Origin of the sequence: Serpentinicella alkaliphila (assembly GCF_018141405.1) — a bacterium.
Classification (GTDB): Bacteria; Bacillota; Clostridia; order Peptostreptococcales; family Natronincolaceae; genus Serpentinicella; species Serpentinicella alkaliphila.
The window spans coordinates 1,476,644-1,501,323 of the sequence record NZ_CP058648.1 but is presented as its reverse complement, the minus strand read 5'-3'; the positions used below and the strand labels follow the sequence as shown (position 1 = coordinate 1,501,323).

Here is a 24,680-nt window from a genome sequence, read left to right as displayed (position 1 = left end):
AGGAAGGATGGATTATTTTGAGACTTCAACGTAATACACAAAAGAGAAATAGGCTTAGAACAATACTTTTGGCATTAATATTTATATTGAGCTTAGGAACCTATTATTTTTATACTAACTTAGACTCTGTAATAAACACTTTTTCATCATCTGAAATTAATGATGAGTTTAATCTGATTATTGATAATAAAGGCTTTTTATCTGAACTTATAATAGATGGTGAGGAAATATACCTTCCATTAGAAAAAGTACAGGAGCATATTTATCAAAATATTATCTTAGATTCAGAACAACGCTATGGACTGGTTCAGTTAAAAAATGAACATTTTTATTTTAGTAATGCGGATGTAGACTCATATGTTAAAGAATCACCAGTAACAATTTCCTTTCTAATAAAGAAAATAGATGATACTATATTTTTTCCAGTAAAATCAACAGCTAGTCTGCTAGGGGCCCAAATCGACTATTTTTCCGATAGAGATTTACTTTTAATCACTTCCAATCACTCTGAATATTTGATTGGAAAAGCTATTGGTGATACTTCTTTGAAAGAAAATGATAATACAATATCTAAATCTATAACTACTATTCCAAAGGACTCATATATACAAATATATGAAAGTCTTGATAAGTATAAGGTTATTACTCCCGATGGCTATAGGGGATATGTATCTAAATCTAATATAGATGTTAATACAACTTCTACTACGTCCATAAGACATGAATTAAATAACGCTAACTCCTATTGGTCTCCACCTAAACAAATTGGTTTAGTATGGGATTATATAAAATATAATAATCACGATAGAACTGAGCAGGACAAACTTAATGCTGTAGATATTCTTTCCCCAACCTGGTTTAGAATGGTACAAGAGGATGGAACAATATTAAATAGTGGAAACACAAATTATGTTAAGGATGCTAAATCTAAAGGCTATAAAATATGGGGACTAGTGACAAATAGCTTTGATCCAGACTTAACAAGTAAATTTTTAGATAATAAAGAGGCTCAAAATAATTTTATTAGACAAATACTAGTTTATAGCGCATTTTATGATTTGGACGGTATTAATATCGACTTTGAAAATATTCATTATAGGGATAAGGATGCCTTCACTTCTTTCGTTAGGTTTCTTACACAAAAACTACATGAACAAAATCTTGTAGTATCAATTGACGTTACAATTCCTAGTAGTAGCCCGAATTGGTCTATGGTTTATGACAGAGCAAAACTAGGTGAAATTGTAGATTATGTTGCAATTATGACATATGATGAGCATTGGTCCTCAAGTCCTAAAAGTGGTTCAGTTGCATCAATTGGATGGGTTGAAAGAGGAATACAAAGAACATTGGATGTAATTCCTCCTGAGAAGGTTTTATTAGGCCTACCATTCTACACAAGACTATGGGAGGAGGAATTATTAGCAAATAATAGAGTGAAAGTATCATCAAAGGCTTATGGTATGAATCGAGTAATGGAAATATTAGAAGAAAATAACGCATCTATAGAATGGGATGAACTAACTGGTCAATACTATAGTCAATATGAAAGTGAAGGAAAACTCTATCGAGTATGGCTAGAGTGCGATAGATCCTTAGCCTTAAAGGCCTCACTTATAGAAAAGCATAATCTGGCTGGCTATGCTGCATGGAGAAAGGATTTTGAAAAAGATGAGGTTTGGCTCGCACTAGACAGTATAGTTAAACAAGGAAAAAGCTATAACCTTCTAGTTTTTAATGAGCATATTAAATACTAATTCAAAAAGTTAAAATAACTCCTTTTGCATGGTTGTAACAAAAGGAGTTATTATTCTATATATTATTGTAAACTTATATAAATCTCAAGGATTCCGCCGGGTCCTGATTTGAAGCTTTATAAGCTGGATATATACTTGATACTACGCCAATAACTATGGCTAATCCAACTGATATTGCCAGTAAACCCATACTCCAAGGGACAACTATATTCATATCTGATATGAAAGGACCTGCGTAACGGGCCATTAGGGTTCCAGCAATAAATCCTGTAAATCCCCCTAATATACTAATTGATAAGCCTTCCATAATTATCATCTTTGCTATATGGTACTTACGGAAACCAATAGCTCTAAATATACCAATCTCTCTAGTCCTCTCTCTTACAGAGTTAGACATTGTTAAAGCTACAACTAACATGCCAACTAATAGAATAATTGCGGATAAAGTAATACCAAACCTTACTAATCTAACTAACATTTCATCTCTTCTCAAGGTTTCCTGACGAAGACTGGCTACCTTTGCATGAGGAATTGATTCATTAATTTCTGAAATTAATGCTTCCTCAGAACCACTTATATAATCTACTGCCATCTCTATAATTGTAATTTCATTTACTCGTTCTAATAATTCTTGAGCTGAGTTTAAATTCATTAAAACCTGCTGATCTTCAGAAGACCCACTTTCCTCTAAAATTCCTGATACCTCATACTCTTTACCTGATAGCTTTAAAATATCACCCTCAACTAGATTTAAAGAAGTTGCTAAATTGTAACCTAAAATTACTTGATTGTCTTGAAGGTTTAGGTCTTCTAGATTCTGTCTAGCTAAATCTAAAGCCTCGTAATCCATTTTTTTGCCATCAGCATTATTTTCAGATAGCTCCTTTTCAACACTTACCATAGCTGGCTCGTTACTTTCATCTTTTATACGTAACCACGGTTTTATTAGAAACTCCTCTTGAATATTTGCTCCAACAAGGATTACTTTTTTATGATTCTCTAGGTGACCCGTACCTATAAATTTAGGGGCAATTATTTTAACCATTTCCTTAGATGGAATATTGCTAACTACCTCTACGTCCTCTAGAGTTAGATTTTCAACATCATATAATATTTCAGGAAGGGTTATTCCCCCATATGAAAAAGTTAGTCCCCCAGAATCCGGAGTAATAACTACATTTACTCCAAATTCCGATACTTGACGAGTCATTTCTATTTTCATAGCCTCTACAATACTGTACACAGATACAATAGTTGCTATTCCAATACTTAGACCAAGTAAAACAAAGAACATTTTCGCCTTACGTCTCAATAGATTATTTAATGTTATATTGTATAGTTGCATTATGCCACCCCATTACACTTTTTTAGTTGCTACAGGTGTAACTAAACCTTCATTGTCTTGAAATAGCATACCGTCCTTCATCATTATAGTACGCTTTAAGTAACGAACATTTTCTGGATTGTGGGTTACCATTAGTACGGTTAAGCCATCTTCATTTAGTTTTTGAAATAATTCCATTATTTCATCTCCAGTTTTAGTATCTAGACTACCAGTTGGCTCATCTGCCAGTATAAGTGGTGGTTCATTTACTATAGCTCTGGCAATCGCAACTCTCTCCTGCTCACCGCCTGAAAGCTGATTAGGGAGCCTATTCATCTTCTGCTCTAGCCCAACTTTCTTTAATACTTCAGCAGCCATTTCTCTCTTTTCCTTATTTGAACGCTTTGTAGTTGTTAGTGGCAACATTACATTTTCAATAGCCGTTAAATATGGTATTAATTGAAATTGTTGAAAAACAAACCCTAAATACTCTCTTCTAAAATCCGCTCTCTTTTCAGCAGATAGTTTATATAAATCTATTCCATCAATTTCAATTATCCCTGATGTTGGAGGGTTTAAAGCTCCAATTATAGATAGTAATGTACTTTTACCAGAACCTGAATGCCCCATCACACTAACTGATTCACCTTTAAATATATCAAAGGAAACAGAACGCAATGCTTGAACCTCATCTCCCATTGATGTATATGTTTTGCATATGTTTTTTAATGAAATCATAATTTCAGACATAATATAACCTCCTCTATATAAATCTTAATGCCTCTGCAGGATCTAAACGCGCCGCCTTTAATGCTGGATACAAACTAATTAAAATTGATAACCCTATAGAGGTTAATACAACTGGTAAAAACCATCCAAATTGAAACGGTATTTCTCCTGAAATCTGCGCTAAATATGGACCTGCATATCGAGCTACAACTATTCCTATCAGGTACCCTATAGTTCCTCCTAAAGCACTTATCATTCCTATCTCTAAAAATAATATTTTTATAATATGAATCTTTCTAAATCCTACGGCTCTAAATATCCCAATTTCACGAGTTCTTTCATTTACTGATGATACCATTGTGGTTAGTACCACTAATGCAGCAATTAATAACACCATACCCGAAAGGGCATAACCGAATTTAGAGAATTTTTCAATAGTTTCTTCCCTAAACAAAGCTGCTTGCCTCATAGAAATTACTCTTCCATTAGGTATTGCTTCTTCTAATCCCATAGCTATTTCTTCTATCGGACAATAGTTACAGTATGCTGATACCTCAATCATTGAGAGTTCATTTGGTTTATCTAATAAATTTTGTACAACACTTAAATTTGCATATATTAAACCGTCCTCTTCACTTCCTAGTTCATTTAATACACCAAACACTCTAAAGGATTGGTCATTAAGCTTTACTAAATCACCTATTTCTAGGTTCAATGCTTTTGCTGCAGTTGTTCCAACTATTACGTTATCTTCTGGTAACTCAATTAACCCTAAGTCTGCAGTACTTTCCCCTGGTTTTAAATCTACTTGCTCCTTTAGTGAAAACCAAGGCTTCTGCATAAATTCCTTTTTAGTTTCAACACCAACTATAAGGGTATTTTTCCCTTCAATTTTAACAGCTCCTACTAATTTAGGTGAGACTATATTTATATACTCTGCAACAGAAGAAGCATATATATTAGGTATGTCATCTAAGGTTAATTCTTGAGCATCAAAGGTTACATCAGATACCATAGTTCCACCATAGTGTGCTTCAAAACCTTCAGAACGTGGTATTATTACGACATTGGCACCTAATTCGTCTATTCTATTACCTAAATCTAAATTCATTCCTAGAATAATACTTTGAAATGCCACTACTGTAGCTACTCCAACAACTAAGCCCATCATCAAAAACAACATCTTTATCTTTCTTCTTTTAAGGTTGCTAAACGCAATTTGAAATATATTCATAAGTCACCTCATTTAATCTATTTGGTATATTTGACCTCCTGAAAAACTGGTTCTCATTACCAATTCCCCATCTTTGAAAACATGAATTTCCTTATGACAACCAAAATTTTTAACACTTGCTTCGAGACCCTTTTCGCTAGCCCCACCAGTTTGTTCAATATAGTACTCTATGGCTAACTTACTTAGACCATCATTACCAGAGGCCTTTGACCGTCCACCTGTATATATTTTGTTCCCCCACATTAGAAGAATTACAACAATTAGACCTATGTTTATATATTTGTAAATCTTATTCTTATTTGATTGTTCATTACCCATAAATAAATCCTCCTTTAATTTCCAATTAAGAACGAATTCGCCATTGTAGTACTTCATCTAAATCAATTACAATTTTACCATCTTCAATTCTATTGTTCATCTGAACCGGTGGATATTGACCGCAAGTTTTAGATCCTGAAATAAATTTATGTTCTTCTATAGTGTACGTAGTACGACAAGCGTCACAAACTAGAGTCTCACCAGCTAAAGAAAAAGTACGTCCTCGGCATGGTTCACACATACTACTACCCGTAAAAAGACGACCAGATGGCGTAATATACGCCATTAATGGAACTAATTGATTTTCATTGTTTTCTACTTCAAAGTAAACTATATTGTTTGTATTTACTTCTTCAAAATCTATTTCAATCTTACCATCAGCAACTACAGGCTCAACTACCGTCATAGAAATAAATTCTCCAATATATGAACGTTCTGCAGCTACTACATTACCAAAATACTCTACTTTCTCTTGCTCATTCGTGCCCCTCATTACAAAGAATATTAAAGTTATCAAAACCAAACCAACGGCGGTTAAGATAATTGGTAACTTCCTCTTCTCTTGGGTGGTAAATTGTTCCTTTTTACTTTGATATTGTTTAGACATTATTAAATCCTCCCTATCCTTTTCTGTAATTATAGTATAAGTTTAAATATTGAAGAAATTATGAAGAATTTCTACTATTGCTAAAATTAATTTTAAACTTATTAGCTTAAATTCTCTATAGTTTCATCTAAAGTTTTTTAATTATTAACATTTATTTAGTGAAATTTAATTCAACATATAGTATTATTATTATATTGATTATTACAAATTTTGCAAAAATGGTGGGTTTAGAAAATGACTATAACCTCTGAGGAATTAATTGTGCATAAGGATAACTACATAAAAACTCAATATAAGGTTTTCACCAAAGTCCTAGACTCTCTTTTAGACTACACCTTGTTTAAAACAGATAATTACATAGAGGACATTGAAAATAATCTTAATATTTTAAATAAGGTTTTTTCTGAAAACAACATGGATGGAATTTCGTATTTATGTCGTGAATGTAATGACATTATTCTCAATCTAAAGCATGCTAAAGATGAGAATAAGTCTTTGATTTATGATGCTTTGCTATGCCTTTCTAAACTAAAAAACACATTCAATGAGCTAATACAACCTAAGATTAATTCAAATGAGATTGAACCATTAAATAACAACGATTGGGAGCAATCAACCTGGGTACAGGAGTATACAAATATGACGTACACCGGTAATATTCTTATTGTTGATGATGATCTACTACTTCTAGCCATATTAGAAAGTATATTCCGTAAAGAAGGATATAGGGTTTTTGTTTCTTCTAAGCCTGCGGAAGTTATCGAAATTATTGAAGAACAAAAAATTGATGTTGTTCTTCTAGATTTGATTATGCCTGAAAAAAATGGTTTTGAAGTATTTAGTGAAATTAAAAGTATTAAGCCTGAAATTTGTGTTATATTTCTGACAGCTAATACAAAATTTGAAGATAAGGTAAAAGCAATAAAAGCGGGGGTAGACGGCTACATCACAAAGCCTTTTCAAGAGGAAGAAGTAATTGCAAATGTTGAAAGTCTACTCAAAAAAGCTAATATACAAAGAACTAGCATTTTTCATGACTCCTTAACTGGGGCTTTCACAAGAAAGTATTTTAAGCAACGATTCAATGAAGAAAGATTAAAAAATATGAAGGACAATACTCCATTGTCTGTGGCATTTTTAGATATAGATTACTTTAAAAAAATTAATGATACTTACGGACACGTATTTGGAGATTATATTTTACAGGCCTTCGCTCAAAAACTTAGAAAGTATATTAGAGATAGCGATGAGCTATATAGATTTGGTGGAGATGAGTTTTTAATTTTATTCACGAATACTACACAGCAGGATTCTTACTCAGTATTAGAAAGAATTCGAACCCATATAGAAGGGCATGTATTTTCTTTAGACGAAATAAATGAGAAAGTATCAATATCCTTTAGTGCTGGTATAAGTATGCTTGATAATCCTAATGAAGATATGGAAAAGTTATTGGATAAAGCAGACAAGGCCCTTTATTTATCTAAAGAGACTGGTAGAGGAAAAACCACAATTAGAGAGAAAATTAATGAGACTATTACAGCTAAAAAGAAGATATTAATTGCTGATGAAATAAATATCATAGGAAATTTAATTAAATCACGTCTCATAGCTTTAGGATATAGTGTAACCTTTGCAAAAAATCAAAATGAGTTAATGGAAAAATTAGATGAACTATCCCCTGATTTAGTCTTACTAGATATATTATTGCCACAGTTCAATGTTGCAGACACATTAAAAAAGATTCTAAACAAAGATAATAACGTTAATTCAAAAGTTATATTAGTATCGTCAAAGCAAAAAGATGCTCAATTATCAAAGTACTTTAAATTAGGTGTCCATGACTATATTCAAAAACCATTCTCACTACAAGAGATTGAGCAAAGAATTAGAAGACAATTACAATAAAAGGCTAATGGGTTCCCCCTTAGCCTTCTTCTACTATAAGCCCAAATCACTCGCAATACTTTCCATTGCCTTTAATGCAATTTCTACAAAAGCATTAAAATCCATCCCTAATTTTTCTATAGATCTCATAGCATCTCTATCTGCACCTGCAGCGAATCTTAATTCCTTCATTCTCTTTGTCACCGATTTCACTTTTACACTGCTAACTTTCTTATCAGGATAAACCAACGCTATTGCTGTTATAAAACCTGTAATTGGGTCCGCTGCAAAAATAGCCTGATCAATTACTGAACTAATTTCAACCCCCGACTCCTTATTATGTGCACAGATTGCACTGTACATCTGATCATTTCCAAGATTCTCACTTTTTAAAATTTCTACTGTTTTTAGCCCATGTAATTGAGGTGCAGTCGTATAGTCTACAATATCCGCATCTAAATCATGTAATAGTCCCGTCATAGCCCATAAGTCTTCTTTATCTGGTTGTAACCTTTTTGCCAATTCTCTCATTACCGATTCAACAGCATAGGAATGTTTTATTAAATGATCACTTTTTAAGTTCTTATGTAATATTTGTAAGGCCTTTTCTCTATTCATATTTTTCTCCCTCTACCTAGAGTAATATCTTTACTTACACAGAAAATACCTCTCTATGAAGAAAGGTATTACTTTAAACTATTTTGCCTGATAAAAACATCTTTTAGGTGAAAATATTTTTTCTTCCTTTTTTAATGTTTTAATTGCTTTATCAACTTCGGTCTTATCTAAACCTGCTTTCTCTGCTATTTCACCTGGTCTTAGTGGTTCTCCAGATTCATTTAAGGCTCTTAATACTAATTCTTCATTGTTCAATTTCATCCAACCTCCAATACTATATTGTTATTAGTTTATTCCCCTATATATCTTTTTTAAACACTGATTGCTACATAATAGTGTTTTTTAATATACATGAGTTATGCAGTTGACTCCATATACTGGGAATTTTGCACAGTAAACCAACCTAACAATAAATTCTTCGGCCAAAATTTATCAATAAGTCTTGCAAATTGCCTAACTTCTGTGTCAAAATGTACTTGTATAGTTTGAAAGCATTGCTGTGCTTTTATAACGATACGGTATGTGGCGTTGAAAAAGTTTCGGACCATTTCGCCGTGGGTGAAGCCTTCTTCAGCGCCTTTATTATTGAGTTCCCATCTTGCATAGACAAGTAAAGTTTCTGCTGTAAAAATGAGCTCAATATGGGCGTAATGATGACTTTCCGACGTTGAGTGGCAAGAATTCAACCCCAGTTCTTGTTTTGCAGTTCTAAAAAAAACCTCAATGCTCCAACGCTTAATATATGCATCTAAAGCTTCTTCAGGATTATCGACCCTATTACTAATCAAAAGGTAAGCCCCACGATATGTAGCCGCAACCTCTTTGTTTTTCTCAAATTCATCCTTCATCATTTCAGTATCTTCTTTGAGTCTTGTAGCTACAACTGCTTTGCAATAGGCGTATAACGATACTTAGTTACTACTTTACCCTGCTTTCCAACTAAACGGTAGGGTAACTTGATATAAATATTAGGTATGGATATAGCACTTACTTTATCTTTAAGACCACTAATAAGAAGTTTGAAAAAAACTTCTTTAATAAGCATTGAAGGCTTTACAGGGATAAAGCGTTCTCGGCCTGTAATATTCTCAATTTCTTTTCGATAAAGTGCTGTATTACGTTTTGCCTTAGTAACCCAATCATATTGATGATCTGTGAGCCAATTAAAAAGTCTTTGCATAAAAACCGGCGGTCCATGGCAACCCATAGTACCCCTGTGTAAATCCGGCGAATATCCATTAGCATTTCTTTTGAAAGATCTATTTTTGTCTGTTTTTCATCGCTATTTTCTACCTTACGCCAAATACGCCAAAACAATGGATATTTAAGTCCGTTCTTTAATACAACAGTTGTAGCAACTATATTCATACACCAGATATTTATTTTAATGGAGCTATCATATAACCAACAAAGGAAAGGGATTTTCTTTCCATGGGCATGAGCCACCTTTGTATCATCAAGTACAATAACATCTCCTTCAGTAAATGCAGTTTCTTCTTCTTGTTGTAGTCTTTGTACTCTTTTAAAACTAAATAAACCCCAATTATAATCAGTTGTAAAAAAGCGGCTAAAGGTATATTGAGCCATTTTAAGATTCCGAAACATCGGTTGTAATAAGCTATCCTTAGTAGCATAATCAGAAATACGTGAGACAGAATTTTTATTAGCAATAAGTCCTACCACATAAGCAAAAGCAATAAGCCAAGTGGGTACACCATTACGTTTTACAATACCCGATTGCGTAAGCAGAAGTGAAAAATCAAATTTATCCCAAATTGCTTTTAAAACTGGCGTTCCGCCCCCATTTCCTTGTTGTAAATTTCTATATTTCGGTTTCCCAAGAGTCATATTTATCACCCATTCATCAAGAGTAATGGCTATTAATACCATTCACTTTGATTATTGGGGCGGGTTTAAAAAGTCAAGTCTTTTTTGCTATTTCAAGACATATAAAACAAAAATATTTTTTAGTATATTATAATATACGATACATCAGTCTTATTTACATTTATTTACACGAACTGCATAACTCATGTAATATAAATATTAATAGAAAAAGTTGCTAAATACAATAGATTTACTAGAGAAAAATATAATTATTTTTACTAAAGACTATATAAAGGTAATTTGGTTCATTTAGGTGTAAATCTTATAAAGAAAATAGTATAGGATCCACCTATACTATTTCTTCACTATTTGTATTCATTTCTTTAACTTTACTTTTACCAATAAATATTCCAGATATAATTGCCGTTAAAGGAACACATAAAACTAATCCGATACTACCAGCAAACGTTCTAATCAGCTCAGTTGCAATAATATCTAAATTAACAATTCTACTATAAGGCTCATTATATGCTGTAAATAATAGAAGTAGAGGTATTGCACTACCCGTATATGCTAGTATCAATGTATTTGCCATAGTGCCCATTATATCCCTACCTACGTTCATTCCTGAAATTATTAGTTCTTTTGTAGTTAGAAATTGATTAACTTTCCTAACTTCATCTATTGCTGATGAAATGGACATTCCTACGTCCATAACTGCACCTAATGCACCCATAATTATCCCAGCAAATAATAATCCACTGTAGTTAAACTTAACAGCTTGGGGTATATACATTAGCATCATGGATTCCTCAGATGACAGTCCAGTCAGCCTAGCTTTTGTTCCAACAACATAAGCAATTAGTCCTGCAACAATTACACTTCCAAGAACTCCAATTATTGCTCCGTAACTTTTCCTATTTATTCCACCAACAATTAAAATCGTAACGACAGTAATAACTATAGAGACTAAAATAGCTAATAATATTGGACTATATCCTGCTAGGATACCAGGTAGTAATACTTTCAATATTAAAAACACAGTAAGCAGTAAAGTCAATACAGTTTTTAAACCTTTAAATCCACCAACTATAACCAGTAATGCAACAAATAATCCGAATACTAGTTTTATATAACTATCTCTTAAATACTCAGAAATATGCACCTCAAGTTGTCCATCATTATTCTCTAAAGTAACTAAAACCTTATTTCCTGGCTCAACCATTATGTCATAACCTACATTTCCTGTAATACCATGAATTGTTTCTATTTGCATACCTTTATAATCACCAGATAGAATTTCAAGCTTAACAATTAAACGTTGTTCAAAAAATTCAAGACCTGATTCCTCTTCAAGCTGATTAACCTCTAATATTTTAGCTCTTTCTATTATTGGGTCACCATGTAATGATTCAGTTTCAGCAAAAACACTTAAACCAAATGGACTGCATAATAATATAGCAAGTACAACCAATACAATCTTTTTTAACATAGTATATTTCTTCCTTTCGTTAATACAACAACTAGTATTAGCATTTATACTCTATTATACACTATAAGTATTAGTGAATACAGTGTTTTACATATATTTATAGCTGTTGACATTTGCCAACAGCTATATTACTTAACTATTTTTTTTAATAATTAGTTCACAACATGAGTCGCCTTCACTTAATAGTTGTTTAAATTCTAAGCCTAGATGCTCAAAAGGTTTTATCATACCATAATCTCCACAGCGGGCTAATTTACATAAGTGTGCTACTTCCTCAGGTGATGCCCCAAGTTTTTTCCAACATTCAACTAATGCACAATATCTAAATTTAATTACACTTTCATTTTCCTCTAATTTTACTGGATCCATCTCAAAGGCCTGTCTTGCGTGGCCAGTTAAAAGAGCATTTGCAAAATCTTTTGCAGTATCTGCTTTACCAATAGCTTTCCCTTTCATTTCACCGAACTCAGTTATAGCTTGCTCAGCAATTTTATCAGAATCAGCATTTTCTAATTTTGCATATTTTAGTAATAGATAAAACCATTTTGCTCTATCCTCAATAGCCGCTCTAAATGCATCCGTTAGTTCCTGTTGTGTATATACTTTTTCGCTCATAATTTATTTATCCTCCTTTATTCTGCTCCCAAGTATGCGTTTTTTATAGCTTCGCTCTGTAATAAAGCATAAGCCTCATCTTCTAATACAATTTTCCCAGTTTCTATTACATATCCTCGATGAGCAATATTTAGGGCCATTCTAGCATTTTGCTCGATTAAAAGTATAGTTGTTCCTTGATTATTTATTTCTTTAATCAATTCAAATATTACCTCTACAAGTAGTGGCGCTAACCCTAATGACGGCTCATCCAATAACAGTAGCTTTGGCTTACTCATTAGTGCCCTACCTATGGCTAACATTTGTTGTTCTCCTCCACTCATGGTTCCTGCAGCTTGAGTCCTTCTTTCATATAGTCTTGGAAAAAGTGAGTACATTTTCTCATAGGATTCTTTAATTTCATTTTTTTCTTTTCTTGTATAGGCTCCAAGTTCTAAATTTTCCTCAACAGTCATTTTAGGAAAAATCTGTCTTCCTTCCGGTGACATGCTAAGCCCTAATTTTACAATCTCGTGGGGATTCATATTAGTTATTTCCTTATTGTCAAATATAATCGAGCCTGATTTGGGCTTTATTAGACCACATATTGTTTTAAGTAAGGTTGTTTTACCAGCCCCATTACTTCCAACAAGTGTCACTATTTCCTTTTCTTTTATTTGTAAATTTATCCCTTTTAGGGCTTGAATTCTTCCGTAAAACGCTTCAACATTAGAAACCTTTAGCATACTAGGAGGCCTCCTTTCCCAAATACGCCTCAATAACAGATTTATCTTGGCGCACTTCGGAAGGTAATCCTTCTGAAATTTTTACTCCATGGTCTATAACAGTAATTTTGTCTGAGATTTTCATTACTAACCCCATATCATGCTCTATTAGAATTATTGTTAAACCATCCTTTGTTAAGCCTTTAATATAATGCATTAAATCCACAGTTTCATTTGGATTCATCCCGGCTGCAGGTTCATCTAACATTAGTATTTTAGGCTTAGCTGCTAGAGCCCTAACTATTTCTAGCTTTCTCTGTTCCCCATAGGATAGGTTTTTAGCCAATTCATCATATTTACTCTCTATATTTATAGATTTTAAAAGTTTCATAGCCTCATTTAGGTTATTATTTTCTTCAGTATAAAACTTTTTCGTTCTTAGCAAAGAATTTAGTAATCCGTTTCTATTATGGCTATGCATTCCAACCATAACATTCTCAATTACAGTCATATTTTCAAACAGTCTAATATTTTGAAAGGTTCTAGCTATTCCCAATTTAATTATGTCATTAGGAGATACCCCTACTAAGGATTTTTCTTCAAATATAACTGATCCCGATGTAGGTTTATATATTCCCGTTAGTATATTAAATAGTGTAGTTTTTCCTGCTCCATTTGGGCCAATTATACTGTGTATTTCCCCAGAGTTAATCGATATATTTAAATCTTTTATTGCTCTAAGTCCTCCAAAAGTCATCTGCAAATTATGCACCTTCAGTAACAACAGTATCAACCTCCCTCTTTTTACCCTTTCGACTACCTAAAATACCTTCGGGTCTAACAATCATCATAATCGATAGTATACCCCCATAGATTATCATCCTATATTGGGCTAGGGATCTCATTAATTCTGGGGCAAATACTAATATACTTGCTCCTAGCATAACTCCTTGCATACTACCTAAGCCCCCTAACACAACCATGCTTAGTATTTGAATTGACTCACCAAAAGTAAAGCTCTGAGGGTCAATATATGTTACGTAGTGGGCATAGAAACTCCCAGCTATTCCAGCGTAGAAAGCTGAAATAGTAAATGCCATAATTTTATATCTTAAAACGTTTATTCCCATAGACTGAGCTGCTAAATCATCCTCTTTAATAGCCCTAAATGCACGACCTAATCTTGAGTCAATAATTCGGTTCATGCTTATATAAGTCACAACCACTATTATTAGTATTAAATAGTAATAATCTGAACTACTATTTATCTGGTAGTTTAAAATTTTCGGTCTAGGGATTCCGGTTATACCCATAGGCCCTCTAGTTAAACTCATCCAGTTAAGTAGTATTATTCTTACTATTTCTGAAAATCCTAAAGTAACTATAGCAAGGTATGCTCCCTGAAGTTTTAGGGTAGCAGCCCCAAGTATACTTGCTATAATTGCAGTAAATATACCTCCTAATAAAGCAGTTATTAAAAACCCAAAACCTAATCTTATACTTAAAAGTGCGGATGTATATGCTCCTATACCATAAAATGCTGCATGACCTAAAGAAAGCTGTCCTGTGATTCCAGTAATAAGGTTTAGACTCATAGCTAAAACCATATAAATACCTGCCATAATTAACATCCGTATAGTGAAGGGAGTCAAAAATAAAGGTAATAACAATAAACCAGAGATAATCAGGCTATAAATTACTATATATTTTTTTGATATTTTGTTTTTTATAGTTCCGTTTATGGTTTTTATCATTTTTATCACCTATACCTTCTTTTGAACTTCCTTACCTAATAACCCTGTCGGTTTTATTAGTAGCACTGCAATTAATATTCCAAATGCGATTGCATCTCTATAACCTGAGTGAATATAACCTGCAGCTATGGTTTCAGATACTCCAATCAACAGTCCCCCTAGAACAGCTCCTGGAAGTATACCAATACCTCCAAGAACTGCAGCAGAGAAAGCCTTTAGTCCAGCCATAAATCCCATCATTGGGTCTACAGACTGATAGTACATTCCTACCATTACCCCAGCAACCGTTGCCAGAGTTGCACCTAAGAAGAATGTAAACGAAATAACAAAATCTACGTTTATTCCCATTAATTTAGCCACATGAATATTTTGAGCTGTAGCTCTCATGGCTTTACCTATTTTTGTTTTCTTTATTAAGAAAGTCAATCCTATCATTAAAATTAAAGATGTAGCTAGAATTATTACTTGAAGATGAGAGATTCTAAAGCTCTCAAACTGAATATGCTTTGTAGCAATAACCCTAGGAAAGTTTTTGGTCTCGGAACCCCAAAGTACCATAACTAAGTTTTGGATAAATATTGATACTCCAATTGTACTTATAAGGGCTGTTACTTTAGGAGCATTTCGCTTCCTTAAAGGTAGCAATGCAATACGATCAATAGCGATACCCAGTATGCCTGTTAACACAATACTTATTCCAAAGGCTAAGAAGAAATTAAGACCAAGTACTGTCATTAACATTAGACATATAAACGCACCAAACATATATACTGTTCCATGTGAAAAGTTTACCAGCTCTAAAATTCCAAATACCATTGTGTATCCTATTGCTGTTAATGCATAGGTGCTTCCTAAAGTAATGCCATTAATCATTTGCTGAATAAACATTGTTTCTCACCTTCTATTTAAATAATTTAAATTTACCGTCTTGAATTTGTAAAATTCTCATTGTTTTAATAACATCTCTATTTTCATTAAATGTTGTATTTCCAGTAACACCTTCATAATTTGCAATTTTAGCTAACTCATCTCTTATTGCTGCTCTATCTTCTCCAGCAATTTCAATAGCCTTTGCCAACATTCCTAATGTATCATAAGCAACTGCTGCGAATTGATCAGGGTCTTGACCATATGCCTCTTTAAAGTTATTTAAGAAATTATTTACAAGCTCATCACTATCTGATGGGAAGAAGTTTGTTGTTAAAAATAAGCCTTCAACTGTATCACCAGCTAGTTTAATTAACTCCTCATTGTATAATGCACTTAATCCCGCTAATGGATAGTCATAACCTAATTGTTGAAGCTGTTGGGCAATCATTCCAGTTTCAGAGTAGAATGCTGCTACAAAGATTACATCTGGTTTTACCCCATTTATTTTAGTTAAAATTGAAGTAAAATCTTGCGTTTGACCACCAATAAATGACTCTTCTGCTATGATTGTTCCGCCTATATCATTAACTGCATTAATAAAGTTATCTTTAGCTGTTATTCCCCAGTCATTATTTATATATATAACAGCAATTTTTTCTTTACCCATTTCATTTACAACCATATTAGCCGCCATCGGCGCTTCAATTGCTTGAGTATTTATGTTTCTAAACATATAATTTCCTTGTTTTGTGAAATCGCTATGGGAAGATGTTGGTGAAAACTGAACTAAACCACCAGCCTCATATACTGAAGCTGCAGCTAATGAAGCAGAGCTTGAAAAGTTTCCAATTACACCTAGTATATTTTTATCATCAACAAGTCTTTGTGCAATATTTGCAGCTTCTTTTGCATCGTTTTTATCATCATAAAATGCTAATTTTAAAGTTTTTCCATTAATTCCGCCAGCTTCGTTAATTTCTCTAGCCTTTAATTCAGTTGCCATTTTGAAAGCATTTCCATATTGTGCATAATCACCAGTTAAAGGTGCTGCAACAGCTACTACAACTTCACTACTACTTTGAACAGACGTATTTGTATTTCCGCATCCTGTAACAAACAACCCTAGTGCCAATAGTAGAGACAATAATATAGTTATTTTTTTGTTCATTTTAAATTCCCCCATTTGATATAGTTTAATTCCTAGTAAACTTATAAGTTAACTATTTATTATTTTTAATTATATTAACACTTCTCTCAATAATAAGTCAATTATTTTTATAATTTTTTTCTGAAATTAATTTACATAAATTTATATGGAACTATATATTAAGTTAGTCGTCATAAATAATGATCGGAAAACATTATGAAGGGGGAATTCTAAAAAACAACTTATAAATTTTGAACAGAAAACTTTAATTATAACTATGGAAAAAGAAAGGGTTGATTATAATGTTTAAAAAATCAAAATCGTATTTAGTAGCAATTATTGCTATATTAACAGTTATTTCTTTACAAAGCTTTGCCTTCGCTGGAGAAAGTCAATTAGTAGAATTAAAAAACGAACCAATTGGACATGATATTTCAATTAATGATGATGAAATGAAAATAGTTTCTTTCGATGGGAATGAAGAGGAAGTAGCCGTAGGAAATGACATCGAAATAGGTGAGGATCAAGTAAAAATCGTTTCAATTACTCTAGACTCTGAGGAAGCGGTTGTAGGTGAAGATATAGAGTTGGAAGAAGGGGATTTAAAAATCGTATCAATGCCCCTAGAAAATACTAGTACTAGTAAATCCTATACTAAATATATTTTCATTGGCGGTCTTTTGTTATCAGCGTCTTTGTTTACATTAGTATTTAGAAAAAAACAACTTAATTAAAAATAAAAGAACTATCAGTTTAACCGCTGATGGTTCTTTTTCTAGGTATTAATATTTTTACTAATGTGCCCTTTTCTTTCTCGCTTATAATTGATACATCTCCACCATGGGCTTCGACTAAGGTCTTAACTATAGAAAGACCAATCCCGGATCCTCCTGTTTTTCTATTTCTAGATACATCACTTCTATATAGTCGCTCAAATACATAAGGTAAATCTTCAGAATCAATGCCTATACCCGTATCCTTAATTTCTATAACTGCATAATCCTTTTGTTCTGTTAAACTTACATTAACTCGTCCTAGGGCGGGAGTATACTTTAAAGCATTGGTTAGTACATTTATTAATATTTGTTTTACCTTATCTTTATCTGCCTCTATATATATTTCTTCTTCTATTTTTTTATTTAGTTGTACTTTTTTTTCATCAAATTGAAGTTCTATTCCCTCAAGTATTTCCTTAATATCAGTTGATAGATTGTATTTTTGAATATCTAGTTTTAACTCATGACTATCAATATGATTTAAATGTTTTAGTTCCTCAACTAATTTTATTAACCTACCTACTTCATTTTTACAAATATTTAATTTTTCTTCAGTAGGTTCCCAAATACCATCTATTATAGCCTCTATATGACTTTGTAATATAGTAAGTGGAGTTCTTAGCTCATGAGAAATATCCGAAGTTAATCTTTTTCTTAACTTGTTTTGATCATTTAATGACTCAGATAAATGATTAATTGAGTAGGACAATTGTTGTAGCTCTAATGTATCCCCCACATCATTAACTCGAGTATCTAATTTACCTAATCTAATATTATTCGCTGCTTCTGTCATTTCCACTATAGGTCTAGTAAACTTTTTTGATATATATATGCCTATAGCAAATGCTACTAGTATGGATAGTAGCGCTGAATAGATAATTGATTTTATAATTCCTCTTGTGAATGTTATATCCCGTTCATAAACTGTAAATGCACCTATATGCCCTAGCTTAAGAGTACCAATTTTCTCTCCATATACATATAAGCTATATTCGTGTACCATATATTCTTCCCCTCTTAAACTCTCATCAGTCATATGATCATGTTTATTCCACATGTCATTCCATATATTTATCCATCTATTTCTACCTATTCTATGCATTCTCTCGTGTTGATTTCTAAGCATATGACTACTCATTTCTTCTATGAAAATAACATTCCTCTCGGTGTCTAGAATAGTCATATCAAAATCTCCTATATATGGAGAAAAATCAATGTTTTCAATTGTATTTTTTGTCCAACCATTATTTGATCGATATGATTGTTCAATCATAATAATTAAATGTTGTACCCTATGTCCTTGCTCATTAGCCATGTATTCGTCATATTCTTTAAAAACAGACATGTTAGTGAGTGTACTCACTAAAAATATATTGATTAGAGCACCACCTATAATAAATAAAATTAGCTTAGTTCTTAATTTTAATAGCATACTAATCCCCCATAAATTTGTATCCAGCGCCATAAACAGTAATAATATATTTATTATTTTTTTCTATCTTCTGTCGTAAGTTTTTTATATGGGTATCTATAGTTCTGTCATAGCCTTCATAATCATATCCTAGTATTTTTATAACTAATTCCTCACGAGAAAATACTTTGCCTGCATTACTAGCCAAGAGATTTAATAGTTTAAATTCTGTCATTGTTAATTCTACTAATTTTTGATTTACTAACACTTCCATATTATCTAAGTAAATTTTTAAATCTGTATCATTAAATTCCAATATGCTTGATTTTATTGTTCTATCATCATTTCTTCTTAGTACAGCCTTTATTCTAGCTACTAATTCCTTTGGACTAAATGGTTTTGTTATATAATCATCAGCACCTATGTTTAGTCCATATATTTTATCCTCTTCCTCTACCTTTGCAGTTAACATTAGTATTGGTACTTGGGATTTCTTTCTAATACTTTTACAAACTTCCTCACCGGATAAGTCAGGCAACATTAAATCCAATATAACGCAGCTTATAGTGAGTTCATCTAATATTTTTATTGCTTCCTTACCGCTTTTTGTTTCAATTACTCCATATCCTTCTTTTATCAAATAAGCCTTTATTACTTCAACAATACTATCCTCATCTTCTACAACTAAAATATTCAATTTATTTTCTTGCATAGATCCACCCCATTTCATTCATTATTCAATACAACAATGTCCAGCATACTTTATACTGGACATTTTATACTAAATATTATATTTTATCTACATCTATTTCCAATCTTAAATCCTGAAAACATTCTATTACTCATTCTTTTCATATTTCCTGATGAATAGCCATTTTCATTCATAATTTTTTGCATGTTGGTATAGTCTTCCCAAGTCATATTTTTCATCAACTCTCTCATACCATCCCTATCTTTATTTTCCATAAGAACGGCCATTTCCTCAAATCCATTATCTCTCATTGTACTAATCATATTTTCATTTTCATAACAGTATTGTCCATATCTATTCCTGTACTCCACATTTTCCTGTCCTTGAACAACAGTTACTAATCCTAAGGTTAACACAATAGAAAGTATTATAAATATATACTTTTTCTTCATTAATATCTCCTCCTTTAAACTTTTAATATTATATCTTAATTATAAAGTTTAATTTTGAAGGAATTATGAAGTTCATATAGTTTTTTTACAATAATATATGAATGCAGGTGGAATGTTTATCATTTGAAATCTTAAATTTACATATGGAAATAAGTCTTTAAATGATTTCAAATAATATGTAGAATATTGAAAGGTTCTAAACTCCCCATTATTTTCCAATATATCAAAAGTATGATGCATTATTCTATATGCCATATCCTTAGGAAGCACTGTAAACGGAAGTCCTGAAACTACATAATCTATTCTCTCTCCGCCAAGTCTTTTTAAATACCCTTTAACAAATTCTGCACTATCATTTATGATCCAAACATTATTTTCTTTATCTTCATATGCTTTCAAATTTTCATAAAGAGATTTATTCAATTCAAAACTTAGGAATAGTGTCTCTTTCTTTTTTCTCTTAATTATTTCTTTGGTAAATCTACCTGTTCCAGCACCATATTCAACTATGCACTTAGCCTTATTAAAATCAATACCTTTAAGCATACTCGAACATAAAAACCTTGAACTAGGAGCTATAGATCCTATTATATTTGGCTGATTTATAAAATTTTTAATAAATAATTTATATTCCTTATTCATATTTATTCCCCCAATATTATTTCATATTGAAAAGTCTTAACGATTATATTCTTTTTATACATAAAAAAGTAGAGAACCTAGAATTAATCCTCTACTTTTAATATATATAATCAGGGGAGAAAATATATATTTTTGTTTTATGTCTACAATGTTTGACTATTGGCATCCTCTTTTGAACAACAACTACCATTTCTATTTCCTTTAAATAAATATGCTAGCAGACCTAAATGCATCAATGGACAAATAAGTGCTATTCCAATAGAGGCAAATCTACCCACCCCGCCTACTTGAAAACCTAAAAATGGAAGTACAAACACAATTCCTAAAGGAATTAAACAACACGCTAACATTAATAAACCATGTTTTTTATGCACCTATAATCATCCTCATTTCTTTTACTTATTAGCTTGGTTTAATTATAAATATAAAATATGAAGAGAATATGAAGTTGTTTTCATTATAGAAAATTTTTATTTACATATACTACTATTTACTTAGAACATCTGTTCTGTTATTCTGATATTCGAGGTGATATTTTTATGTATAAACCTATATTTCATATTGATGTAAATTCAGCGTACCTTTCCTGGGAGGCTGCCTACCAACTTGAAAACGGTAGTTCAATAGATTTAAGAACCATTCCTTCAGTAATAGGTGGAAATGAAAAAAGCCGCCATGGTATTGTTTTAGCTAAATCTATTCCAGCAAAAAAATATAATATTCAAACTGGAGAAACTCTATTTTCTGCTAGAAGTAAATGTCCTAATTTAGTAGTAATACCCCCTAGGTATAACTTATATATGAAGTGCAGTAAAGCTATGGTGGATCTATTAACAGCCTATTCCCCTACCATTCAAAGATATTCAATCGATGAGGTTTTTATAGATTGCTCTGGTGCATTGATCAATAATACTCCTATAAATCTTGCCCTCGAAATAAAGGATAGAATAAAAGAAGAGCTAGGTTTTACAGTTAATATTGGTATAAGTACGAATAAATTATTAGCAAAAATGGCATCAGAGTTTGAAAAACCAGATAAAGTACACACTTTATTTCCAGATGAAATTCCAACTAAAATGTGGCCATTGCCTATTAAAGATCTATTTATGGTAGGCTCTTCAACGAAGCGTAAACTTCAATCAAAGGGTATTATGACTATCGGTGAATTAGCAAGATGTGATTCTAGTTATGTTTATAGTTGGCTCAAAAGTCACGGGACACTTATTTGGAATTATGCTAATGGTATAGAAAATTCACCGGTTAGAAATGAACAACTACCTATGAAAGGTTTAGGTAATTCCACTACATTACCCTTTGATATAACAGATGCCCGAACAGCCCATATAGTTCTACTTTCTTTAATTGAAACTGTATCCATTAGGTTGAGAGTTGCTAATAAATGTGCCCAGGTTATTTCTATCTCATTAAAAAATAATGAGTTTATTAGTTATTCTCATCAAAGAAAACTACACACTCCTACGGACTCTACTAATATATTTTATGAACAAGCAAAGACCCTTTTTAATGAATGTTGGAAGGGTGAACCTCTACGCCATTTAGGTGTACATTATTCTCATCTTTGCTCTAATGATTTTTTTCAACTTTCCATGTTTCAAAAGCAAGCTGAAAACCAAAGAATGCTCGATAAAACTATTGATAATCTTCGTATTAAATATGGTAATAAGTCAATAATCAGATCATGTTTTTTAGAATCTGGTCTAAATCCATTAATGGGAGGGGTTTTAGATGAAGAGGATTATCCTATGATGTCAAGTCTCCTATAACAATTGAAATTAAAAAAGGGCATATTTTAGTGCCCCTTATTTCTAAATTTTGAACTTTTGTATTTTAATTTGCATTTCTTCAGCAAGAGTCGCTAATGCTTCACTTGCATTTGATATTTCATCAATGGATGCAGTCTGTTCTTCTACAGCTGCCGAGGCCTCTTCTGTTGATGCAGCGTTTTCTTGAGCGACAGCTACTAAACTTTCAATAATTGCAGAAAGCTCATTTTTTGTTTTATTCATAGTTTCTACAGATCCGACGGATTTATTTACTATCCCACCAACTATTTCAATTTGTTCAGATATTCCATCAAATTTCTGACTCGTAATCTCAACACTATTAACCTGTTCACTAATAATACTAAGTACATTTTCCATAACCGTAACTGATTTTTTAGAATTATCCTGTAGCTTAATAAGCATTTGGTCAATATCTTTTACGGATTTAGTTGATTGTTCTGCAAGTTTACGAATCTCATCTGCTACTACTGCAAAGCCTCTACCTGCTTCCCCAGCTCTAGCGGCCTCAATAGCTGCATTTAGAGCTAACAAGTTTGTCTGTCCAGCTATATTTTCAATTATTTTACTTGCCTCACCGATTTTCTCTGCACTTTGATTAGTATCTTTAGTACTTTCATAAATAGACTCAATTGCACTATTACTATTATTTGTTTTATTAGTTAAATTCTTTATAACATATAAACCATCCTCTTTAAGCTTAGTCAACTTAGTTAAAGCATTATTTATATACTCCATATCCTTTAAATCTTCCTCAATAATTTTACTTAAGCTTACGGTTTTAATAACACCCTCTTCTGTATCTCTAGCTTGTCCCATTGCTCCACCAGCTATCTCCTCTATCGTTTTAGCTATTTCATTGGATGCAACTGCTGTTTGTTGACTAGTAGCAGTTAACTGTTGAGAAGAAGCTGCTACCATTTGAGATGTATTAGCCATGTCCTCAACAAAATTTCTTAAGTTGGCAATTAATGATTGAAACGCATTTGATAATTTACCTGTCTCATCTTTTCTTTCCCTTAATTCGACTGGTATTTCACCTGTAAAATCTAGGCTTCCTAAGATCTCGGCGTGATTTGTTAACTTAGTTAAGGGCACAGCGATGGAGTGACCTATAAAAAATGCAATTATTATACTTAAAAATATAATTACAGCAGTAGTAGTTAAAATGTTATTTCTTACTTTTGAGGCAAAACCCATAACTTCATTTACAGTAGCTCTTACGGCTATATACCAATTTGTACCATCAATTTTACTAAATCCGGAGTAAATGGTTTCTCCATTAAACTCATAAATATGTACCCCTTCATTTTCATCAAAAACTCTTAATAATGAGGCTGCTAAAGCAGTTAAACTTTTGTCATCCTGCGACAACTCAATTGGGTTAAATTCATTCATCACTAAGTCCTTATTTGGATGTGCCATAAAAATACCTTGATTATTAAAGATATACGAATATCCATTAACTCCATATGTTAAATCTGATACCATGTCGCTTAATACACTAGCATCAGATCTACCTATTAATACACCTGCTACTTCATTTTCTGAAAAAATTGGAACAGCTGTCATCATAACAGGTGAATTTGTTACTCTACTAATAATTACATCAGAAATGTTTGATTCTCCATTAAATGCTCTTTGTATATAACCTCTATCACCTAAATTAGTAATTGTCCCATCATAATATCTAGCAGTCCCATCGGGAGAGACTATTGCAAGTGATTGAAAGTCATGTCTTAAGCTACCGTTTTGTAAAAACTCTCTCTGTGTATCCCAATCCATACTTCTAATCACATCTAGCTTGGAAACGACCTCCAATATTGATTTCTGTTGACTCAACCTACTCTCGACTATTTTCGCCCTATCATTTGCCAATAATTGTAGCGTGTTTTCTAACTCCTCCGTAACAGCGTCTTTGGCAGTATCAAACGATATGTATCCAAAAGTACTAGAGACTGCTAAAAGAATGATAGAAAAATAAATAATGATTTTTGTTTTAATACTTGTCATAACATGCCCT

The 24,680-nt window shown here is 32.2% G+C and carries 27 protein-coding genes; 4 read left to right on the top strand and 23 right to left on the bottom strand.

Going from position 1 to position 24,680, the window contains the following annotated elements:
- Positions 1–17 precede the first annotated feature (17 nt).
- On the top strand, positions 18–1,757 hold the full coding sequence (locus HZR23_RS07660; RefSeq protein ID WP_165913610.1) for a glycosyl hydrolase family 18 protein: 1,740 nt from the start codon (positions 18–20) through the stop codon (positions 1,755–1,757).
- 73 nt (positions 1,758–1,830) lie between these two features.
- On the opposite strand, the gene HZR23_RS07655 is transcribed toward HZR23_RS07660, so the two are convergent.
- From HZR23_RS07655 to HZR23_RS07635, 5 genes are read right to left on the bottom strand one after another with little or no spacing between them, the layout of a single operon-like run.
- Complete coding sequence (locus HZR23_RS07655) at positions 1,831–3,102, bottom strand: ABC transporter permease (protein ID WP_132847551.1); 1,272 nt, start codon at positions 3,100–3,102, stop codon at positions 1,831–1,833.
- Positions 3,103–3,114: 12 nt separating this feature from the next.
- Entirely contained in the window at positions 3,115–3,831 is a 717-nt protein-coding gene (locus HZR23_RS07650) for an ABC transporter ATP-binding protein (RefSeq protein ID WP_132847552.1), read from the bottom strand.
- Between the two features lie 13 nt (positions 3,832–3,844).
- Positions 3,845–5,044 carry an ABC transporter permease gene (locus HZR23_RS07645; RefSeq protein WP_132847553.1) on the bottom strand — a complete coding sequence of 400 codons (1,200 nt, stop codon included), beginning with the start codon at positions 5,042–5,044 and terminating at the stop codon, positions 3,845–3,847.
- Between the two features lie 12 nt (positions 5,045–5,056).
- On the bottom strand, positions 5,057–5,362 hold the full coding sequence (locus HZR23_RS07640; protein ID WP_132847554.1) for a hypothetical protein: 306 nt from the start codon (positions 5,360–5,362) through the stop codon (positions 5,057–5,059).
- Positions 5,363–5,387: 25 nt separating this feature from the next.
- Complete coding sequence (locus tag HZR23_RS07635) at positions 5,388–5,969, bottom strand: Fe-S-containing protein (protein ID WP_132847555.1); 582 nt, start codon at positions 5,967–5,969, stop codon at positions 5,388–5,390.
- 234 nt (positions 5,970–6,203) lie between these two features.
- Here HZR23_RS07635 and HZR23_RS07630 point away from each other — a divergent pair, with 234 nt between their 5' ends.
- Positions 6,204–7,877, top strand: coding sequence for a response regulator (locus HZR23_RS07630; protein ID WP_132847556.1), 1,674 nt, complete (start codon positions 6,204–6,206; stop codon positions 7,875–7,877).
- 33 nt (positions 7,878–7,910) lie between these two features.
- On the opposite strand, the gene HZR23_RS07625 is transcribed toward HZR23_RS07630, so the two are convergent.
- The 12 genes from HZR23_RS07625 to HZR23_RS07575 all read right to left on the bottom strand — a co-directional run bounded on the left by HZR23_RS07625 (position 7,911) and on the right by HZR23_RS07575 (position 16,904).
- On the bottom strand, positions 7,911–8,474 hold the full coding sequence (locus tag HZR23_RS07625; protein ID WP_132847557.1) for an HD domain-containing protein: 564 nt from the start codon (positions 8,472–8,474) through the stop codon (positions 7,911–7,913).
- Between the two features lie 78 nt (positions 8,475–8,552).
- Positions 8,553–8,735 carry a helix-turn-helix domain-containing protein gene (locus tag HZR23_RS07620; RefSeq protein WP_330571371.1) on the bottom strand — a complete coding sequence of 61 codons (183 nt, stop codon included), beginning with the start codon at positions 8,733–8,735 and terminating at the stop codon, positions 8,553–8,555.
- Positions 8,736–8,830: 95 nt separating this feature from the next.
- A complete protein-coding gene (locus HZR23_RS07615; RefSeq protein ID WP_249536676.1) occupies positions 8,831–9,325 on the bottom strand; it encodes a transposase in 495 nt (164 codons plus the stop codon).
- A gap of 26 nt (positions 9,326–9,351) precedes the next feature.
- Complete coding sequence (locus tag HZR23_RS16950; RefSeq protein ID WP_249536756.1) at positions 9,352–9,519, bottom strand: hypothetical protein; 168 nt, start codon at positions 9,517–9,519, stop codon at positions 9,352–9,354.
- Between the two features lie 8 nt (positions 9,520–9,527).
- Complete coding sequence (locus HZR23_RS07610) at positions 9,528–10,364, bottom strand: hypothetical protein (protein WP_213050336.1); 837 nt, start codon at positions 10,362–10,364, stop codon at positions 9,528–9,530.
- Positions 10,365–10,650: 286 nt separating this feature from the next.
- Complete coding sequence (locus tag HZR23_RS07605) at positions 10,651–11,793, bottom strand: YibE/F family protein (protein WP_132849413.1); 1,143 nt, start codon at positions 11,791–11,793, stop codon at positions 10,651–10,653.
- A gap of 132 nt (positions 11,794–11,925) precedes the next feature.
- Positions 11,926–12,408 (bottom strand): L-2-amino-thiazoline-4-carboxylic acid hydrolase, encoded by a 483-nt coding sequence (locus HZR23_RS07600; protein ID WP_132849412.1) that lies wholly within the window; start codon positions 12,406–12,408, stop codon positions 11,926–11,928.
- Positions 12,409–12,425: 17 nt separating this feature from the next.
- Positions 12,426–13,133, bottom strand: coding sequence for an ABC transporter ATP-binding protein (locus HZR23_RS07595; protein ID WP_132849411.1), 708 nt, complete (start codon positions 13,131–13,133; stop codon positions 12,426–12,428).
- A 1-nt stretch (position 13,134) separates the two neighbouring features.
- Positions 13,135–13,896 carry an ABC transporter ATP-binding protein gene (locus tag HZR23_RS07590; RefSeq protein ID WP_330571484.1) on the bottom strand — a complete coding sequence of 254 codons (762 nt, stop codon included), beginning with the start codon at positions 13,894–13,896 and terminating at the stop codon, positions 13,135–13,137.
- Entirely contained in the window at positions 13,877–14,743 is an 867-nt protein-coding gene (locus HZR23_RS07585) for a branched-chain amino acid ABC transporter permease (RefSeq protein ID WP_279229906.1), read from the bottom strand. Before HZR23_RS07585 ends, HZR23_RS07590 begins: the two co-directional genes overlap by 20 nt.
- 132 nt (positions 14,744–14,875) lie before the next feature.
- The gene (locus HZR23_RS07580; RefSeq protein WP_132849409.1) at positions 14,876–15,754 is read right to left on the bottom strand and encodes a branched-chain amino acid ABC transporter permease; all 879 of its coding nucleotides are present in this window, start codon (positions 15,752–15,754) and stop codon (positions 14,876–14,878) included.
- A 13-nt stretch (positions 15,755–15,767) separates the two neighbouring features.
- On the bottom strand, positions 15,768–16,904 hold the full coding sequence (locus tag HZR23_RS07575; protein WP_165913757.1) for an ABC transporter substrate-binding protein: 1,137 nt from the start codon (positions 16,902–16,904) through the stop codon (positions 15,768–15,770).
- Positions 16,905–17,185: 281 nt separating this feature from the next.
- Here HZR23_RS07575 and HZR23_RS07570 point away from each other — a divergent pair, with 281 nt between their 5' ends.
- The gene (locus tag HZR23_RS07570; RefSeq protein ID WP_132849407.1) at positions 17,186–17,617 is read left to right on the top strand and encodes a hypothetical protein; all 432 of its coding nucleotides are present in this window, start codon (positions 17,186–17,188) and stop codon (positions 17,615–17,617) included.
- 19 nt (positions 17,618–17,636) lie between these two features.
- On the opposite strand, the gene HZR23_RS07565 is transcribed toward HZR23_RS07570, so the two are convergent.
- The 5 genes from HZR23_RS07565 to HZR23_RS07545 form a co-directional block, all read right to left on the bottom strand.
- On the bottom strand, positions 17,637–19,091 hold the full coding sequence (locus HZR23_RS07565; protein ID WP_132849406.1) for a sensor histidine kinase: 1,455 nt from the start codon (positions 19,089–19,091) through the stop codon (positions 17,637–17,639).
- Position 19,092: 1 nt separating this feature from the next.
- Positions 19,093–19,782: a response regulator transcription factor gene (locus HZR23_RS07560; protein ID WP_132849405.1), complete on the bottom strand. Its 690-nt coding sequence runs from the start codon at positions 19,780–19,782 to the stop codon at positions 19,093–19,095.
- A gap of 83 nt (positions 19,783–19,865) precedes the next feature.
- The gene (locus tag HZR23_RS07555) at positions 19,866–20,213 is read right to left on the bottom strand and encodes a hypothetical protein (protein WP_132849404.1); all 348 of its coding nucleotides are present in this window, start codon (positions 20,211–20,213) and stop codon (positions 19,866–19,868) included.
- A gap of 72 nt (positions 20,214–20,285) precedes the next feature.
- Positions 20,286–20,855 (bottom strand): class I SAM-dependent methyltransferase, encoded by a 570-nt coding sequence (locus tag HZR23_RS07550; protein WP_132849403.1) that lies wholly within the window; start codon positions 20,853–20,855, stop codon positions 20,286–20,288.
- A 143-nt stretch (positions 20,856–20,998) separates the two neighbouring features.
- The gene (locus tag HZR23_RS07545; protein WP_243098269.1) at positions 20,999–21,229 is read right to left on the bottom strand and encodes a DUF2933 domain-containing protein; all 231 of its coding nucleotides are present in this window, start codon (positions 21,227–21,229) and stop codon (positions 20,999–21,001) included.
- A gap of 165 nt (positions 21,230–21,394) precedes the next feature.
- On the opposite strand from HZR23_RS07545, the gene HZR23_RS07540 reads away from it, so the two are divergent.
- On the top strand, positions 21,395–22,639 hold the full coding sequence (locus tag HZR23_RS07540; protein ID WP_132849402.1) for a Y-family DNA polymerase: 1,245 nt from the start codon (positions 21,395–21,397) through the stop codon (positions 22,637–22,639).
- 42 nt (positions 22,640–22,681) lie between these two features.
- On the opposite strand, the gene HZR23_RS07535 is transcribed toward HZR23_RS07540, so the two are convergent.
- The gene (locus tag HZR23_RS07535) at positions 22,682–24,670 is read right to left on the bottom strand and encodes a methyl-accepting chemotaxis protein (RefSeq protein ID WP_132849401.1); all 1,989 of its coding nucleotides are present in this window, start codon (positions 24,668–24,670) and stop codon (positions 22,682–22,684) included.
- Positions 24,671–24,680 lie beyond the last annotated feature (10 nt).